15 protein-coding genes and 1 pseudogene are annotated in these 16,136 nt (G+C 72.8%); 11 read left to right on the forward strand and 5 right to left on the reverse strand.

The genetic code is table 11. The features are described from left to right. The first annotated feature begins 24 nt into the window (after window positions 1-24). Genes AC069R_RS04650 through AC069R_RS04665 form a run of 4 tightly spaced genes read left to right on the forward strand, consistent with a single transcriptional unit; the run spans window position 25 to window position 4,491 of the window. Window positions 25-834, forward strand: coding sequence for a class I SAM-dependent methyltransferase (locus tag AC069R_RS04650; RefSeq protein ID WP_478764489.1), 810 nt, complete (start codon window positions 25-27; stop codon window positions 832-834). After that, window positions 831-2,579 (forward strand): CoA transferase, encoded by a 1,749-nt coding sequence (locus AC069R_RS04655; RefSeq protein WP_478764490.1) that lies wholly within the window; start codon window positions 831-833, stop codon window positions 2,577-2,579. Before AC069R_RS04650 ends, AC069R_RS04655 begins: the two co-directional genes overlap by 4 nt. After that, window positions 2,576-2,821 (forward strand): hypothetical protein, encoded by a 246-nt coding sequence (locus tag AC069R_RS04660; RefSeq protein ID WP_478764492.1) that lies wholly within the window; start codon window positions 2,576-2,578, stop codon window positions 2,819-2,821. The genes AC069R_RS04655 and AC069R_RS04660 overlap by 4 nt, the downstream gene beginning before the upstream one ends. Next, window positions 2,818-4,491: a class I adenylate-forming enzyme family protein gene (locus AC069R_RS04665; protein WP_478764494.1), complete on the forward strand. Its 1,674-nt coding sequence runs from the start codon at window positions 2,818-2,820 to the stop codon at window positions 4,489-4,491. The genes AC069R_RS04660 and AC069R_RS04665 overlap by 4 nt, the downstream gene beginning before the upstream one ends. 169 nt (window positions 4,492-4,660) lie before the next feature. On the opposite strand, the gene AC069R_RS04670 is transcribed toward AC069R_RS04665, so the two are convergent. Together AC069R_RS04670 and AC069R_RS04675 are read right to left on the reverse strand one after the other, a co-directional pair. Continuing rightward, window positions 4,661-5,593: a L,D-transpeptidase gene (locus AC069R_RS04670; protein WP_478764495.1), complete on the reverse strand. Its 933-nt coding sequence runs from the start codon at window positions 5,591-5,593 to the stop codon at window positions 4,661-4,663. 265 nt (window positions 5,594-5,858) lie between these two features. Continuing rightward, a complete protein-coding gene (locus AC069R_RS04675) occupies window positions 5,859-6,314 on the reverse strand; it encodes a hypothetical protein (RefSeq protein WP_478764497.1) in 456 nt (151 codons plus the stop codon). 564 nt (window positions 6,315-6,878) lie between these two features. Between AC069R_RS04675 and AC069R_RS04680 the strand changes: the two genes are divergently transcribed. The 4 genes from AC069R_RS04680 (at window position 6,879) to AC069R_RS04695 (ending at window position 11,980) form a co-directional block, all read left to right on the forward strand. Next, entirely contained in the window at window positions 6,879-8,294 is a 1,416-nt protein-coding gene (locus AC069R_RS04680) for a family 2B encapsulin nanocompartment shell protein (RefSeq protein WP_478764499.1), read from the forward strand. 112 nt (window positions 8,295-8,406) lie between these two features. Then, complete coding sequence (locus AC069R_RS04685) at window positions 8,407-9,837, forward strand: family 2 encapsulin nanocompartment cargo protein terpene cyclase (protein ID WP_478764501.1); 1,431 nt, start codon at window positions 8,407-8,409, stop codon at window positions 9,835-9,837. A gap of 15 nt (window positions 9,838-9,852) precedes the next feature. Beyond that, window positions 9,853-10,728 (forward strand): geranyl diphosphate 2-C-methyltransferase, encoded by an 876-nt coding sequence (locus AC069R_RS04690; protein ID WP_478764502.1) that lies wholly within the window; start codon window positions 9,853-9,855, stop codon window positions 10,726-10,728. A gap of 25 nt (window positions 10,729-10,753) precedes the next feature. Next, on the forward strand, window positions 10,754-11,980 hold the full coding sequence (locus AC069R_RS04695) for an alpha/beta hydrolase (protein ID WP_478764504.1): 1,227 nt from the start codon (window positions 10,754-10,756) through the stop codon (window positions 11,978-11,980). Window positions 11,981-12,034: 54 nt separating this feature from the next. Here the strand turns inward: AC069R_RS04695 and AC069R_RS04700 are convergent. Further along, a pseudogene (locus AC069R_RS04700) lies at window positions 12,035-12,132 on the reverse strand. A gap of 141 nt (window positions 12,133-12,273) precedes the next feature. Between AC069R_RS04700 and AC069R_RS04705 the strand changes: the two are divergent. Beyond that, window positions 12,274-12,837, forward strand: coding sequence for an N-acetyltransferase family protein (locus AC069R_RS04705; RefSeq protein ID WP_478764506.1), 564 nt, complete (start codon window positions 12,274-12,276; stop codon window positions 12,835-12,837). 84 nt (window positions 12,838-12,921) lie between these two features. Next, window positions 12,922-13,749 (forward strand): alpha/beta fold hydrolase, encoded by an 828-nt coding sequence (locus tag AC069R_RS04710; RefSeq protein WP_478764508.1) that lies wholly within the window; start codon window positions 12,922-12,924, stop codon window positions 13,747-13,749. 31 nt (window positions 13,750-13,780) lie between these two features. On the opposite strand, the gene AC069R_RS04715 is transcribed toward AC069R_RS04710, so the two are convergent. After that, window positions 13,781-14,239, reverse strand: a complete 459-nt coding sequence (locus AC069R_RS04715) for a cupin domain-containing protein (protein WP_478764509.1) — start codon at window positions 14,237-14,239, stop codon at window positions 13,781-13,783. Between the two features lie 113 nt (window positions 14,240-14,352). Between AC069R_RS04715 and AC069R_RS04720 the strand changes: the two genes are divergently transcribed. Next, a complete protein-coding gene (locus tag AC069R_RS04720) occupies window positions 14,353-14,973 on the forward strand; it encodes a TetR/AcrR family transcriptional regulator (RefSeq protein ID WP_478764510.1) in 621 nt (206 codons plus the stop codon). Between the two features lie 86 nt (window positions 14,974-15,059). Here the strand turns inward: AC069R_RS04720 and AC069R_RS04725 are convergent, their stop codons facing one another. Further along, window positions 15,060-16,025 carry an Lrp/AsnC family transcriptional regulator gene (locus tag AC069R_RS04725; protein WP_478764511.1) on the reverse strand — a complete coding sequence of 322 codons (966 nt, stop codon included), beginning with the start codon at window positions 16,023-16,025 and terminating at the stop codon, window positions 15,060-15,062. Between the last annotated feature and the right edge of the window lie 111 nt (window positions 16,026-16,136).

Below are 16,136 nucleotides of genomic sequence, written 5' to 3' on the forward strand. Positions count from 1 at the left end.
CCTCTCGATGAAAGGAACCCCCTCATGGCACCGCCGGCCCCCGCCCGCGCGGTCTTCGGCAACGGCACCGCGCACAGCCGCGACCAGCACCGCTGCCTGGAGGCCGCCTACGATCCGGTGACCCTGCCCCGGCTGGCCGCCGCCGGGGTCGGACCGGGCTGGCACTGCCTGGAGATCGGCGCGGGCGGCGGCAGCATCGCCCGCTGGCTGGCGGAGCGGGTCGCGCCGGGCGGCTCGGTGCTCGCCACCGACCGCGACCCCCGCGACCTCGTGCCCGGCCCCCGGCTCGCGGTCGCCGCGCTCGACGTGGCCCGCGACCCGCTGCCCGAGGCGGCCTACGACCTGATCGTGGCCCGCCTGGTGCTCCAGCACGTGCCCTCCCGCGACGCCGTCCTGCGCCGGCTCGTACGCGCCCTGCGGCCCGGCGGACTGCTCCAGATCGACGAGATCGACGCGTCGTACGAGCCCCCGCTGCTGACCCCGGACGCGGCGGCCGAGGAGCTGTACACCCGTTTCCTGCGGGCCAAGTCGGCCGCGATGCGCGCCGCGGGCGGCGACCCGCACTGGGGACGCAGGGTGCCGGCCGCCCTGCGCGCGGCGGGGCTCACCGCCGTCGACGTCCATCTGCACATCGGCGTCCGCCAGGCCCGCGATCCGGGCCTCGGGCTCCAGTTGAACCACACCCGCAACCTCCGGGACCGGCTGGTGGAGCAGGGCATGACCGGCGAAGAACTGGACCGGGTGGGGGAGTTGATGCGGGACCCGACGTTCCGCGCCGCCTCCAGCGTCTTCTACTCGGTACAGGGCCGCCGGCCCGGCGGGGAGGACCAGTGAGCCCTCGTACCGCCGCGCGCCCTGCGGTCGCCGCCGCCGTGGCCGACCGGTTGCTACGGCACACCGCACCGGGGAGCCCGCAGGTGCGCGCCGCCCTCGACTGGGCCGGCCCGGTCGGCATGGACCTGCCGGACGAGCGTGCCGTACAGGCCGCCTGCGGGCTTATGCACGTCCACGGCCGGGCCACCGGCGGGCCGGCCCCGCTCGCCGTCGACTACGCCTCGGTGGTGGCCGGGGTGCTCGCCGCGCAGGGTGTCACCGCCGCCGGGATCGGCCGGGCCCGCGGGCTGGACCTGCGCGAGGTGCGGACCTCGGTCGCGCAGGGCGCGTTGCTGGCGGTCGGCCAGTACCTCGCCGCCGCGACGGCCCGCGCGGACGACGGGCCGCCCGAGCCGACGGCCGGACCGGAGCCGTACGCGGGCGGCCTGGCGACCCTGGAGACGTCCGACGGCGTCCGCGTCGAGCTGGAGACCCTCGACCCGCTGGCCTGGCGGGAGTTCTGGGCCCGGCTCGGCGTGCCGCCCGCGCCGGCCGGCCGCGGCTGGCTGCCCTTCCAGCAGCGGTTCGCCACCGCCGTGTGCGCGCTGCCGGAGGAGCTGCGCGCGGCCGCCCGCCGCCGGACCCTGCCGGACCTGCGGGCCGCCGCGCAGGACACCGGCGTCAGCCTCCTCACCATCGGCACCGACCCCGCCCCGGCCGTCCACCCCGACCCCTGGCGGCTCACTTTCGCCCCGGCCGTTTGCGACGCCCCCTGGCGGCTCGGTCCCGCACCGGAGCGTCCGGTGACCGCCGGGCCCGAACCCTGCTCCGGCGACGCCCCGCGCCTCCCGCTCGCGGGCCTGCGGGTGGTGGAGTCCACGCGCCGGGTGCAGGGCCCCCTCGCGGGTCACGTGCTCGGGATGCTGGGCGCCGAGGTGATCCGGATCGAGCCGCCGGGCGGCGACCCGATGCGGTGGCTGCCCCCGCTGGCCGGCGACACCTCGGCCCGGTTCACGGCGCTCAACGCGGGCAAGCGGATCGTCGAGGCCGATCTGACGACCGCGGCGGGCCGGGAGACGGTGCGCGCGCTGGCCGCCGACGCCGATGTCTTCGTGCACAACTGGGCCCCCGGCAAGGCCGCCCGGCTCGGCCTCGACGCCCCCGACCTGCTGTCCCCCCATCCCGCCCTGGTGTACGCCTGGGCCTCCGGCTTCGGCGACACCCTCGGCGACCGGCCGCCCCTGGGCACCGACTACCTCGCCCAGGTGCACAGCGGACTCGCCGCCGCCGTACGCCCGGACGACGAACCTCCGGCGCCCTCCCTGATGACGCTCACGGACGTACTCGGCGGACTGGTGTGCGCGCAGGGCGTGCTGGCCGCGCTGGCGGACCGGGAACGGACCGGGCGGGGCGGCCGCGTCGATTCCAGCCTGGTCTCCGCGGCCGCCCTGATCCCGCGCCCCGCGCAGCGCGTCCGCTTCACGCCGCTGGACCGACCCCTGCGCACCGCCAACGGCCACCTCTGCCTCGGCCCGGAGGCCCGCGCGCACCCCGAGACGGCGCACCGCCTGCTGGACCGCGCCGACCGGCTCTCCCTCACCACCGAGGAGTGGACACACCGCCTGGCCGGAGCGGGCCTGACCGCCGTCCCCGTCCTGACCGACCTGTCCGCCCTGGTGGACGACCCTGCTTTCAAGGCGGCCGTCGTCCCACCGGATGCGGTCCTCGGCCATGCCCGCCCGTACGCGCCTTGGGAGTTCGCGTGACTGTCGTCTCCGAAGCCTGCGGGCATCCCGGTGCGGTGTACCGGTTGCTGGGCCGCACTGCCTGGTTCGCCCGGATCGCCGTCGGCTGGGCCCGGTGCCTGGCCGGAGCGGGCCTGACCGCCGTCCCCGTCCTGACCGATCTGTCCGCCCTGGTGGACGACCCTGCTTTCAAGGCGGCCGTCGTCCCACCGGATGCGGTCCTCGGCCACGCCCGCCCGTACGTGCCTTGGGAGTTCGCATGACCGTCGTGCCCGCCACCCTTCCCGCGGCCCGTGGCGGGCGTCCGGTGTGGACGTCGCGGGCCGGTGTGGCCTTTCCCGATCTCGTGCCGCGGGCGCGGCGTCTGGCCTGGGTGCGTCAGGGGCTGTGTCCGGACGCCGACCTGTACACGCTGTTCACCGGACGGGTCCGCGCACACCCGGACCGCGCCGCCGTGGTGGACGACGCGGGGACGCTGAGCTACGCGGCCCTGGGCGCCGAAGTCCGCCGTATCGCCGCCCTGTTCACCCGGTCCGGCCTCGGCGCCGGGGACGTGGTGGCGCTGCGGCTGCCCGACGGACGGGACGCCGTGGCCGCGGAACTCGCCGTGTACGCGCTCGGCGCCGTCGCCCTGCCCCTGCCCCCGAGCGGCGACGACCGCGATACGCGGACCCTGCTCGCCCGCTCCCGCGCCCGCGCCGCCGTCCTCGCCTCCGCACGGCAGACCGAAGCGCTGACGGACCTCCCCCACCTGGCCACGGTGTACGTCCCCGGCCCGGACCAGGAACGCGCGCTCGGCCTGCACCCGCCACGGCCCCGGACCCCCGAGACCTGGCGGCCGGGGCCGGTCGACCCCTACGGGCCGGCCCGCATCCTCGTGTCGTCCGGGTCCGAGACCGAGCCGAAGATGGTCGCCTACAGCCATCACGCCCTCGCCGGCGGCCGGGCCCGCTACGTGCGCGCCCTGCACCCGGACCCCGCGGTGCCGCCCCGCCACCTCGTCCTCGTCCCGCTGGCCTCCTCCTTCGGCTCGCTCGGCACGCCGGTCACCGTCGCCGTCCTCGGCGGCACCCTGATCGTGGCCCCGCGATTCGACCCGGCGGGCGCGCTGAGGCTGATCGCCGAGCACCGGCCCACCCACCTGTTCGCGGTGCCCACCATGCTCCGCCGCATCGCCGATCTGCCGGCCCGGCCGGGCGAGGACACGTCGTCGTTGCGCGCCGTCGTCTCCAGCGGCGCCGCCCTGCCACCGGCCGTCGCCGAGGTCTGCCGCCGCCGCTTCGGCCGCCCCGTGGTGACCGTCTACGGGTCTTCGGACGGCGTCAACTGCCATACGGCGGGGGAGAGTCGGCCAACGGGGGACAGCGTCGGCACTCCCGACCCCGAGGTGGCCCGCATCCGGATCACCGGCCCCGACGGCACCCCGCTGCCCGCAGGGGAGCACGGCCAGATCGAGGCACTGGGTCCTATGACACCCCTGTGCTACGTCAACTCGCCTGAGTTGAACGCCCGTTACCGCACCCCCGACGGCTGGGTGCGCACGGGTGACCTGGGCCGCCTGGACGAGCACGGCAGGCTGCACGTCCTGGGCCGGCTCAAACGCATCGTCGTCCGCGGCGGCCTCAACATCAGCCTCGCGGAGGTGGAACACGAGCTGGCCGGCCATCCGTCGGTCGCCGAGGCGGTCTGCGTCCCGGTGCCCGACCCGGACCTCGGGGAACGCCTGTGCGCCTGCGTCCGCGCGGCGGTCGGCACCCCCGCGCCCACGCTCGCCGGCCTCACCGCCCACCTGGTGGACCGCGGCCTGGGCCGCCGCAAACACCCCGAACTGCTGCTCCTGGTGGACGAGATGCCCCTCGGCCCCACCGGAAAGATCTGCTACCGGACGCTGACCGCCCGCGCGGCCCGGCTGCACGCCCCGGCCCGCACGTAGGCCGGGCGATGCTCACAGGCGCGCGTGGCCGCACCGGACGACGTGGCGTGCGGCGACTTCTCGTCTCCGTCCACGCGGCCACCGTGACGACGCGGCCTCGCACCGGCCACCCCGCCACGGCGACGGCCGTCCGTCCAGTACGTCGAACGGCCGTCGCAGCGGCGGCGGATCACAGCGCCGAGGTCGTCTCCTCGCCGGTGGCACTGCCCGCGAGCCACTGGCTCCAGTCCAGGTTGAAGTCGGCGTAGCCGTTGTCGGGGTCCGCCTTGGCGCGGCTCGAACCGGTGATGGTGACGGGGTCGCCCTGCTTGACCTGGCCGTAGAACCACTTGGCGTCCGACAGGGACAGGTGGACGCAGCCGTGCGAGCCGCGGGCGCTGCCGCTGCCCGGCGAGGGGTCGCCGGTCGAGTAGTGGACGTACGTACCGCTCTGGGTCAGGTGCACGTCCCAGGGCAGCGTCAGGTCGTAGTAGTTGGGGCTGCTCTTGTCGCAGCTGATGCCGACGCTGCAGGAGGTCATGTGGACCTTCTCCTGCTTGTCGATGACCGCCATCGTGCCGTTCCACGTCGGGTACTGGGCGCTGCCCGCGTTGATGGACAGGGTGCGCACCAGCTTGCCGTCGCGGGTCACCTTCATGGTGTGGCCGGTGACCGAGACGTCCGCGCGCACGTCGTCGCCGATCGTGAAGGTGTGCGTGTAGTCGTGCACGCCGTAGCGTCCGGCGCCGTTGCTGACGCCCTTCATGTCGGCGTCGATCTTCACCTTCGTGCCGGAGGGCCAGTACGTCTTCGGCCGCCAGTCGGCGCGCTTGTCGCCGAACCAGTGCCAGGCGCCGGCCACCGGCTGCGAGGCGCTGACCTTCATGTGCTTCTCCACCGTGGCCCGTGCCTTGGCCGCCACGGGGTTGGTGAAGACCACCGAGATCGGCATGGCCACGCCCACCGTGGTGCCGTTCTGCGGGGTGATCGTGTCCAGCAGCATCGGCGGCCCCGCGGGCTTGGTCGGTGACGGGGACGCGCTCGCGGTCGACTTGCCCGGAGCCTTCGCGTCGTCACCGCCCGCGCCGGCGTTTCCGCTCCCTCCGCAGGCACTCGCACCCATCAGCACCGCACCCGTGACCAGTGCGATCCCTATGCTGCCCTTGCGCCGTCCCACTTTCCTGCCCCGCTCTCTCGTTACCTCGGCCCTGATGAGCCCGACTCCCTGCCAGACAAGGAGAAGGCCGACCATAGTTGCGTGTCCCGCGCAAAGAGTGTCCCAAACTCCGGTGCGTGGTCGGACAGCACGGCGTTCCCCGACAGGTCCTCGTGCCCCGACAGGGCCCTCCGGCCCCGGCTCCGGCCCGGACGAGCGTCGGCTGTGCCGCTCAGCAGCCGTCGCGCTCCGGCTCGATCGTCACCTTGCTGCCGTACCTGAGCATCCGGGCGTCCGTGTACGTCTTGCTGCTGACCTGGTACCAGACCCGGTCCCGGAGGCGCTTGCCGTTCACGTCGTCCAGCATGACGCACCAGCGCTCCTGGCGGATCACCCGGCGGTAGGTCTCCGTGCCCTGCCGCACCTTCGTGCACACGGTCGTCGACCTGGTCGTGTACCAGGTGCGCTTGTTGCTGCCGTGGCCGGAGGTGTGCCGTACCCGCTCGGACCCGGCATGGCAGCGCTTGACCAGGTGCGGCCGGGTCGCGAGCCTGGTCACCGCCGGAACCCGCCGGGTGCTGTCGAGCAGCCCCGACACCTTCCGCGGCTCGCTGTCACAGCCCCCGAGCGCCGCCGCGAGGACCAGGACCACCGCGACGAGCGCCGTCCGGCGTATGTGGTGCTGCACGTTCCACCTCCATTCGCTCCGCGGGAGAGAACGACACCGCGCGCCCCCGGCAGGTATGAGCCCACGGGAGTATGCCGGACCACCGCCGGGAACCGAAACCAGCCACACCCGCGCGCCCCGGCCCGCTGCCCCGGCCGGTCGGCGGGGACGTCCGCGTGTTCCCCCGGCTCCCGCCCGACCGTGCGGCCCGCATACCTGGTGACCGGCCCGCACCCGGCGGAAATCGAACACCGGCGGTGGGTTTCCCGCCGGTGTCGTGGTTTGATCATGTACGGGCGCGAGGTAGTGATCGTCTTGTGCGGCCCGCTACGGCCCGCCGCGTCCCGCCACGGCCCCCGCGCGGGTGGCGCAATTGCCGCCTTTCGGCCCGATAAACCGTGTTCAATTTTTTATCACTGCTTCGAAGTAAGCACGTGAGCATTCCGGGAGCACGGGCTGACCGGCCGATTACGGTCCTCCACGGGGGCGGATCCCCGAGATCCCGCCCCTCGACATTCCTCCCTTTCGCGGTCGGCGCCCCCGTGCGCGCCGGCCGCGAAGTCACGCAAGGAGAGGCCCACTCCGATGACCGTCGACAGCAGCCCGGAGCCCCGGACCGTACCGGCCGCGCCACAGCAGTCGCTGAGCACCGCCGCCGCCCGCAACCTCGCCACCACCACCAAGTCCGCCCCGCAGATGCAGGAGATCACCTCCCGCTGGCTGCTGCGGATGCTCCCCTGGGTCGAGACCAAGGGCGGCGCCTACCGGGTCAACCGACGGCTGCGCCACACCCTCGGCGACGGACGCATCGAGTTCGTCCAGGAAGGGGCCACGGTCCGGGTGATCCCCCGCGAACTCGGTGAACTGGCCCTGTTACGGGGCTTCGACGACCTCGACACCCTCACCGCTCTCGCCGACCGCTGCACCCAGCGCGACTTCGCCGCCGGCGAGATCCTCGTCGAGCGCGGCACCCCCGCCGACCACATCCACATGATCGCCCACGGCCGCGTCAGCCGCACCGGCCACGGCCAGTACGGCGCCGAAGTCGCCCTCCCGGTCCTCGCGGACGGCGACCACTTCGGCGAGGAGGCCCTCCTGGACGGCGACGCCCGCCACGCCTACACGGCCACCGCCCAGACCTCCGGCACCCTCCTCACCCTCTCCCGCGCCGACTTCACCGCCGTACACGACTCCGCGCCGGGTCTGCGGGCCCACGTCGAGCGGTTCGGCTCCGCCACCCGCAAGCGGCAGAACAAGTACGGCGAGGCCGAGATCGCCCTGTCGGCCGGTCACGTCGGCGAGGCCGAACTGCCGCACACCTTCGTCGACTACGAGCTGAATCCGCGCGAGTACGAACTCTCCGTCGCGCAGACCATCCTGCGCGTCCACACCCGGACCGCCGACCTCTACAACGGGCCGATGAACCAGACCGAGGAGCAACTGCGGCTCACCGTCGAGGCGTTGCGCGAGCGCCAGGAGCACGAGCTCGTCAACAACCGCGAGTTCGGGCTGCTCCACAACGCCGACTTCACGCAGCGCATCCAGCCCCACTCCGGGCCGCCGACGCCGGACGACATGGACGAGCTGCTCACCCGCCGCCGCGGCACCAAGTTCTTCCTCGCCCATCCGAGGACGATCGCCGCGATCGGCCGCGGCTTCACCGCCTGCGGCCTCTACCCCGACCACGTCGACGTCGGCGGGCAGACCGTCACCGCCTGGCGCGGGGTGCCCATCCTGCCCTGCGACAAGATCCCGATCAGCGAGGAGCAGACCAGCTCCGTCATCGCGATGCGCACGGGCGAGGAGAACCAGGGGGTCATCGGCCTGCGGCAGACGGGCCTCGCGGAGGAGCACGAGCCGGGGCTCTCCGTGCGTTTCATGGGCATCAACGAGCAGGCGATCACCTCGTACCTCGTCAGCCTGTACTACTCCGCCGCGGTCCTCGTCCCCGACGCGCTCGGCGTGCTGGAGAACGTGCACATCGCCCGCAGGCCGGACTGAACACGCACATCGCCCGCAGGCCGGACCAGAGGAACCGTTTCGCGTGCGGGGCCGCCAACCTCGCCCGACGCGCCACGAGTTCACCGTAAGCCGCCGCAGCAAGGAGTCGCAGATGCCCGTATCCGGGCCCCTCGGGCCAACCGTCCCCGCGCAGCAGCCGCCCGCCCCGTCGATCCCGGCGGGCCCGGTCCCAGCCGTGTCCGCACCCGCGCCCGCCACCGCGGGAAAGGCGACGCCCGCCGTGTCCGCCGCCGCGGAGACGGCCGAGGCTTCCGCCGGCCCCGACCTCCGGCGGATCCTCGGCGGACCGACCGGCCTGGGCACGGCCTCGCTCTCCCTGGCCCGCACACTGAATCCGCCCGCGCCGGAGCTGAAACCCGCACCGGACCTGAAACCCGCACCGGACCTGAAACCCGCACCGGGCCTGAAACCTGGACCGGGCCTGAAACCCGGACGGGACCTGGAGCCCGGCGCGGGCCCGGCGCTCCTCGCGCCGGCCCCCGCCCCGCCCGCCGGAGGCCCGTTCGCCCTGTCCGCCGAAGCCCCGGTCGCCCCGCCCGCCGAAGGCCAGGTCGTCCCCGGCCTCTACCACCACCCCGTCCCGGAGCCCGACCCCGCCCGTGTCGAGGAGGTGAGCCGCCGGATCAAGCGGTGGGCCGAGGACGAGGTCCAGCTCTACCCCGAGGAGTGGGAGGGCCAGTTCGACGGCTTCTCCGTCGGGCGCTACATGGTCGCCTGCCACCCCGACGCCCCCGACATCGACCACCTGATGCTCGCCACCCGGCTGATGGTCGCGGAGAACGCCGTCGACGACTGCTACTGCGAGGACCACGGCGGCTCGCCCGTCGGCCTCGGCGGACGCCTCCTCCTCGCGCACACCACGCTCGACCACCTCCACACCACCCCGGAGTACGCCCCGGAGTGGGAGGAGTCGCTGGGCTCGGACGCCCCGCGGCGCGCGTACCGCAGCGCGATGGACTACTTCGTCCGCGCGGCCACGCCCTCCCAGGCCGACCGCTACCGGCACGACATGGCCCGGCTGCACATGGGCTACCTGGCCGAGGCCGCCTGGGCCGAGACCGGGTACGTCCCGCAGGTGTGGGAGTACCTGGCGATGCGCCAGTTCAACAACTTCCGTCCCTGTCCGACCATCACCGACACCGTCGGCGGCTACGAACTCCCGGCCGACCTGCACGCCCTGCCGAAGATGCAGCGGGCCATCGCCCTCGCCGGCAACGCGGCCACCATCGTCAACGACCTCTACTCCTACACCAAGGAACTCGACAGCCCCGGTCTGCACCTGAACCTGCCGGTGGTGATCGCCAGGCGGGAGCAGCTCTCCGAGCGCGACGCGTACCTGAAGGCCGTCGAGGTCCACAACCAGCTCATGCACGCCTTCGAGGCCGCCGCGGCCGATGTCGCCGCGGACTGCCCGCTGCCCAGCGTGCTGCGCTTCCTCAAGGGCGTGGCCACCTGGGTGGACGGCAACCACGACTGGCACCGGACCAACACCTACCGCTACAGCCTGCCCGACTTCTGGTAAAGAACGGATACTTCTGTGACCACGGAAACGACCCGCCCCCTCTCCGCGACGATCCCGGCCCCGGCGACCCCCTACCAGGAGGACATCGCCCGGTACTGGAACAACGAGGCGAGGCCGGTGAACCTGCGCCTCGGCGACGTGGACGGCCTCTACCACCACCACTACGGCATCGGCGCCGTCGACCACGCCGCGCTCGGCGATCCGGAGCACCGCGAGTACGAGAAGAAGCTGATCGCCGAGCTGCACCGGCTGGAGTCCGCCCAGGCGGAGCTGCTCCTGGACCACCTCGGCGCCATCACGAGCGAGGACACCCTGGTGGACGCCGGCTGCGGGCGCGGCGGCTCCATGGTGATGGCCCACCGCCGCTTCGGCTGCCGGGTGCAGGGCGTCACCCTGTCCGAGACGCAGGCCGAGTTCGGCAACGGGCGCGCGCGGGACCTCCGTATCCAGGACCACGTCCGCTCCCACGTCTGCAACATGCTCGACACCCCCTTCGAGAAAGGCAGCATCGCCGCCTCGTGGAACAACGAGTCCACGATGTACGTCGACCTGCACGACCTGTTCGCCGAGCACGCCCGCTTCCTCAAGGTGGGCGGCCGCTACGTGACGATCACCGGTTGCTGGAACCCGCGTTACGGCCAGCCGTCGAAGTGGGTCTCGCAGATCAACGCCCACTTCGAGTGCAACATCCACTCCCGGCGCGAGTACCTGCGCGCGATGGCCGACAACCGCCTCGTCCCGCAGACGATCATCGACCTGACCGCCGACACCCTGCCCTACTGGGAACTGCGGGCCACCTCCTCCCTGGTCACCGGAATCGAAGAGGCATTCATCGAGTCGTACCGGGACGGCTCCTTCCAGTACATCCTGATCGCCGCCGACCGCGTCTGACGCCACGTCAAATCCGCTACCACCCATGCGGACCGGGGGCGGGACCCCGACCCTCGAAGTCCCGCCCCTGGACGTGGGGGGAGGGGTCGTCATCGACCGGGTGGAAGTCAACGGCGCCGAGGCGAACAGCGACGATCTGAAGCTGCTCGCGCGCCAACTACGCGCATTACTGCGCGGCGAGGACATCGAACCGGACCTGGCCGTCACGACGACCGCTCCCCTTTCGCCGCGGACCACACCGGTGCGGCTGCGGACGGTGGCGTACGAGCGGGACCTGCCGCACATCAAGCACGGCGGGACATTCGGACTTGGCCACAGCCGACGCCAGGCGGTGCTCGCCGGATACGACGACGCCCTGTTCACCGACCGGAGCGGCCTCGTCAGCGAGGCTTCGATCTCGAACATCGATCCCGCCTTCGCGACCGCCGACGTCGCGCATCGCTCGTTGGTAACGTGGCGTGGTTCGTTAGGTGATCATTCGGAGGGCGCGGTGGCCGCGGAGGTGGGCGTCAGGGTGGGGCTCGGGTACGGGTCCAGTGGCAAGCTTCTGGACGTGTACCAGCCCGTCGGTGTGCCGGGGCCGGCGCCCGTGGTGCTGTTCTGGCACGGCCGGGGCCCCGATGAACGGGACGTTCTCGCGGCCGTCGCCCGCGCCGCGGCGGAGCGGGGTGTCGTCGTCCTGGTGCCGGACTGGCGTCCCGACGCCCCGGACGGCGGCCGGGCGCAGTTGGGGGAGTCGGCCGAGTTCGTACGGCGGAACGCGGTCGGGCTCGGCGGCGACCCCGAGCGGATCGTGCTCGCCGGCTGGTCCCTGGGCGGCAAGGCGGCGGTGGCCGTCGCGCTGAACCCCGAGGCGTTCGGCGGCTGGCGGCCGAGCGCCGTCGTGGGGATCGCCGGTGCGTACGGATCGGCCTCCCCCACCACGGGCACCGTCCCCCTCGACGACCTGCGCCGGGGCGGTGACGCGCGGCCGCCGCTGCCGGTGTGGCTGGTGCACGGCACCGCGGATCCGGTGGTGGACGTCGAACGCTCACGCGAGCTGCACACGGCACTCGGCGAACGGGGCTGGCCGACATCGCTCGACGAGGTCGCGACCGATCACGCCGGTGTCATCATGACCGAGTTCGTCCCCGAGCGTCAGCGCTGCCTGCCGAGCACTGCCGACCACGCTGTGCTGGCCGGCTCGCGAACCGCCGACGTACTGGCCCGCGCCGCCGGTATCACCGTCGGGCGTTCGAACCGCCGACCGTGATGAGCCAGGGCCTTCCGCTCCGTGCCGATGGGCTGTGGCCGGCATGGAACTCGATGGCGGAGAGGGCAGGATTCGAACCTGCGTGGACCCCTGAGGGTCCGACCTTGAGGCGTGCTCACTGGTCCCCGATCAACCACTCCGGGCACCTCTCCTCGCTCCCGGCCCCCGGTCGCTGCCGAGTGCCGTTCACATGAACAAGGTTGACAGGACACGCTGATACGCGGTTGACGCACACAGACCGGGTCCCACTCGGCGCACCGAAGGCACGCCCGCCGTGTCGCTACGATCGGCGGATGATACGAGTGCGCCCCATGCGTGAAGAGGACATCCACGGTGTCTCGACGGTGCGGGTGAAAGGCTGGCAGGCCGCCTACGCCGGGATGGTGCCGCAGGATTACCTGGACGCGCTCACGGTGGCGGAGGATGCCTGCCGGCGGCGCGAGATGTTCGCACGTCCCGCGGCCGGCGTGCTGAATCTCGTCGCGGAAGAGGACGGCACCGTCGTCGGCTGGGCGGCGCTCGGCGCCTCCCGCGAGGACGACCGCGAACCTCAGGACGGTGAACTCCTCGCCCTGTACGCGTCCCCCGACCGCCTCGGCACCGGCATCGGCAGGACCCTGATGGAACAGACGCTGATCGCCGCCCGCGAACGCTCCTTCCACCGTCTCGTGCTGTGGGTGATCGCCCCCAACACCAGGGCCCGGCGCTTCTACGAGCGCGCCGGTTTCCGGCCGGACGGCGGCTCCGCGGACTGGTCGGTCAACGGGACCCTGGTCCCGGAACTCCGTTACAGCAGGCGCCTGGAACCGGCGAACCACATCCCGGCGGCCTCGCCCGCCGGGCGCCTTGTCGAGTAAGGCCTCTCATCGTGAGAGTCCACTTGCATGAAGGGTGCGACCTACCTATATTCATGAGAGTCAGTTCTCGCGAAGGGCGTCCTCATGACCATCTCCCCTGTCCCCGCCACCACCCGTACCGTCGACCTCCCCGGCGGCCTGACCGTGACCATCGAGGAGCGCGGAAGCAGCTCCGGGGGGAGGGGATTCCTGCTGCTGCACGGCGGCGCGGGCCCCCAGTCGATGGCCGGTCTGGCGAGCGCGCTGACCGAGCACGCGTACACCGTCGTCCCGACCCATCCGGGCTTCCAGGGCACTGACCGCCCCGAATGGTTCGACTCGGCGGCCGACCTCGCCGTCGCCTACCTGGACCTGATCGACCTCCTCGGCCTGAGCGAAGTCATGGTGATCGGCACCTCGTTCGGCGGCTGGGTCGCCTCCGAGATGGCCCTGCGCGACACCAAGGCCCGCATAGGCAGCCTCACCCTGCTCAACGCGGTCGGCATCCACGCGGTGCAGAAGAAGAACGCCGTCGTCGACGTCCGCACCCTGGCGCCGGCCGACATTGCCGAACTCTCCTTCGCCAACCCGGCCTTCCGCCCCGACTTCTCCTCCTTCAGCGACGAGCAGCGGGCGCAGGGCGCCGCCAACCAGCGGACCCTGGCGGTCTACGGCGGCGAGGAGTTCTCGTACGACCCGAAGCTGCGCGGGCGCCTGCACCGCGTCGGCGTGCCCGTCCTGGTCGTCTGGGGCGAGCAGGACGGCATCGCTTCCCCCACCTACGGCCGCGGGTACGCCAAGTCCTTCCCCAACGGCCACTTCGTCCCGATCCCCGCGGCCGGGCACTTCCCGCACATCGAGCAGCTGGGGCTCACCCTCGATGCCATCGGGAACTTCGCGCAGACCGTGGTGAACGCGCCGGCCGCCGCCTGAACCCGGCGCGCCGCGTGCGCGGGCGGGCGGCTCAGTCGCACTCCGTGGCGGGTGTGGTCGCGTACCGGGCCATGACCCGCACGGTGGCCGGACCCGTCAGCTCCCCGTCCCGCGCCGCCGCGTCGCGCAGGTCCCGGAAGTACTGCACGTACAGGTCGGGCGTGAAGGTGTTGACCATCACCACCGGCTCGTCGCCCGGATTGGCGAAGGTGTGCGGCACGCCCGGCGGAACCATCACCAGTGTTCCGGCGGGCGCCTCGTACTCGTCGCGGCCGACGGTGAACCGGGCCGTGCCGGAGACCACGTAGAAGCCCTCGTCGTGTTCGGCGTGGCGGTGCTGGGGCGGCCCTGCGCTGTGCGGGGCGAGGGTGATCTCCCCGATGCCGAGGCGGTGCGCGGTCGTGCCGCCGTCCTCCAGGATGCGCATCCTCGCCGGCCCCAGCTCGATCACCTCGCCGCCGTCAGGGGGGACGATCGCGACGCTGTTCATGGTCGGACTCCTCTGTGAGAGTTGGCTCGCATGAAAATAGGCTGGTCGCATCGTATGCTGCAAGTCTTCAGTGCAGAAAAGACGCCTCCCGTCGCGGACCGAAAGGTGGCTCCATGTCCCCGTCCACGTCGCCGGCCTCCGGTATGACCGGCCGCGCGAACCAGAAGCTGCGGACGCGCCGGGCGATCGTGCAGGCCGCGGCCGAACTGAGCCGTACGGGGCGCGAGGTGACCATGGCCGACATCGCGGCGACGGCCCTGGTGTCCGAGGCCACGGCCTACCGTTACTTCCCCGATCTCGTCAGCCTCCTCCAGGAGGCCATCGCCGGCCAGCTCCCCGAGCCGGGCGAGGCGCTCGCCGGGGTCGAGCACTCCACCGATCCGGTGGAACGCGTCGCCGCCGCGACCGGGTTCCTGCTGCGCCATGTGCTGGCCCGGCAGGGCGTGGTCCGCGCCATGATCGCCGGAACCATCGCCCGGCCCGACCGCTCCGCCCGCCCCGGCCTGCGCTTCGGACTGATCGACCACGCGCTGGCGCCCGCGGCCGAGGCGCTGGACCCCGCCGCGCTGGAGCAACTCAAGCGGGGCCTCGCCGTGGTGGTCAGCGCCGAGGCACTCTTCAACCTCACCGACCTGTACGGCCTGGACCCGCAGGACGCCATCGCAGCCGTCGTGGCGACCGCGACGACTTTGACCCGCGCCGCCCTCCACCCCGACCCGGACCCGAAGCCGTAAGGCCCGACGCCCCGACGACCCGACGCCCCGGAGGTCGGTGAAGACCGCCGCGTGGCGCCCGCGTTCCGGTCCGCTGCCGGAAGTTGCTATGTCTGGTTCGCCGCCTGTTTGACCGTCCGGATCACCGGCGCCGTCTCCAGCTGAGTGATGGCCGGCAGTGCGGCGACCCGTGTCGTCAGGTACCGGTACAGCTCCCGCTGGCCGGCGCACACCACGCTCGCGAACAGGTTGGTCGGGCCGGTCGTGGCGGCCGCGAACGCGACCTCCGGATGACCGGCCAGCGCCTGACCGGCCTCCTCCAGGTGTGCCGGGGCGACCGAGAGCCAGAGCAGGGTCCGGGCCCGCCCGCCGAACATGCGCCAGTCGACGTCCAGGTCCAGGTAGAGCACGCCGTACTCGCGCAGCTCCGTCATCCGGCGCCGTACCGTCGTCGGCGACCAGCCCGTCGCCGCCGCCAACTGCTCGTATCCCGCCCGGCCGTCGGTGGCGAGCAGCGCGAGGAGCTTGCGGTCGCCGTCGTCGAGCCGCACCGGTCCCTCCCGGTGCCGCAGCGGCGGCGGGCGCAGCCGCTCGATCGCCTCCTCGTCCAGCAAGCCGAGCTTTCCGACCACGTTGTCCGGGCCGCCGTAGAAGGCGTGCAGCACGCAGTGCGCGGTCACGCCCTCCACGCGCGGGGTGCGGGGGAGCTTGGCCAGCAGCAGCGCCTCGCTGTCCGCCTCGCTCTCGGTCCGCACCACACAAGTGATCTCCGTACCCCCGGAGTTGAGGCTCACCCAGGACGTGTCGGGGCGCCTGGCCAGCGCCTCGGCGACCGGGAGCGAGGCGGCGGGCGCACAGCGCACCCGCAGCAACCACGGAACGGCCCCCAGCGCGGTGGCGTCGATCCCGCCGAGCACCCGGACCGCCCCGGCCGACCGCAACCGGGCGTAGCGCCGGGCGATGGTGCGATCCGACACGCCGAGGACGTCGGCGATGGCGCTGAACGGGGCACGGCCGTCGATCTGGAGGGCGTGCACGAGCCGCCGGTCCAGCTCGTCGTAGTCGGATTCCACCGGACCAACGCTAGGCCGTGTCGGATACCGGCGCAATGACGCCGGTTTCTGTGCTGGGTGGCTCGGTCGGCGGAGCGTTGCCCGTGTCCCGACCGACACAGCCACAGGAGA

The sequence above is a fragment of the Streptomyces sp. NPDC043952 genome (assembly GCF_056435325.1).

Excerpts from the sequence above, each read along its gene's own strand:
- AC069R_RS04705 (WP_478764506.1), top strand. The coding sequence starts at position 12,274 with ATGATACGAGTGCGCCCCATGCGTGAAGAGGACATCCACGGTGTCTCG.
- AC069R_RS04685 (WP_478764501.1), top strand. The coding sequence starts at position 8,407 with ATGCCCGTATCCGGGCCCCTCGGGCCAACCGTCCCCGCGCAGCAGCCG.
- AC069R_RS04670 (WP_478764495.1), bottom strand. The coding sequence starts at position 5,593 with ATGGGTGCGAGTGCCTGCGGAGGGAGCGGAAACGCCGGCGCGGGCGGT.
- AC069R_RS04665 (WP_478764494.1), top strand. The coding sequence starts at position 2,818 with ATGACCGTCGTGCCCGCCACCCTTCCCGCGGCCCGTGGCGGGCGTCCG.
- AC069R_RS04695 (WP_478764504.1), top strand. The coding sequence starts at position 10,754 with ATGCGGACCGGGGGCGGGACCCCGACCCTCGAAGTCCCGCCCCTGGAC.
- AC069R_RS04720 (WP_478764510.1), top strand. The coding sequence starts at position 14,353 with ATGTCCCCGTCCACGTCGCCGGCCTCCGGTATGACCGGCCGCGCGAAC.
- AC069R_RS04680 (WP_478764499.1), top strand. The coding sequence starts at position 6,879 with ATGACCGTCGACAGCAGCCCGGAGCCCCGGACCGTACCGGCCGCGCCA.
- AC069R_RS04650 (WP_478764489.1), top strand. The coding sequence starts at position 25 with ATGGCACCGCCGGCCCCCGCCCGCGCGGTCTTCGGCAACGGCACCGCG.
- AC069R_RS04715 (WP_478764509.1), bottom strand. The coding sequence starts at position 14,239 with ATGAACAGCGTCGCGATCGTCCCCCCTGACGGCGGCGAGGTGATCGAG.
- AC069R_RS04710 (WP_478764508.1), top strand. The coding sequence starts at position 12,922 with ATGACCATCTCCCCTGTCCCCGCCACCACCCGTACCGTCGACCTCCCC.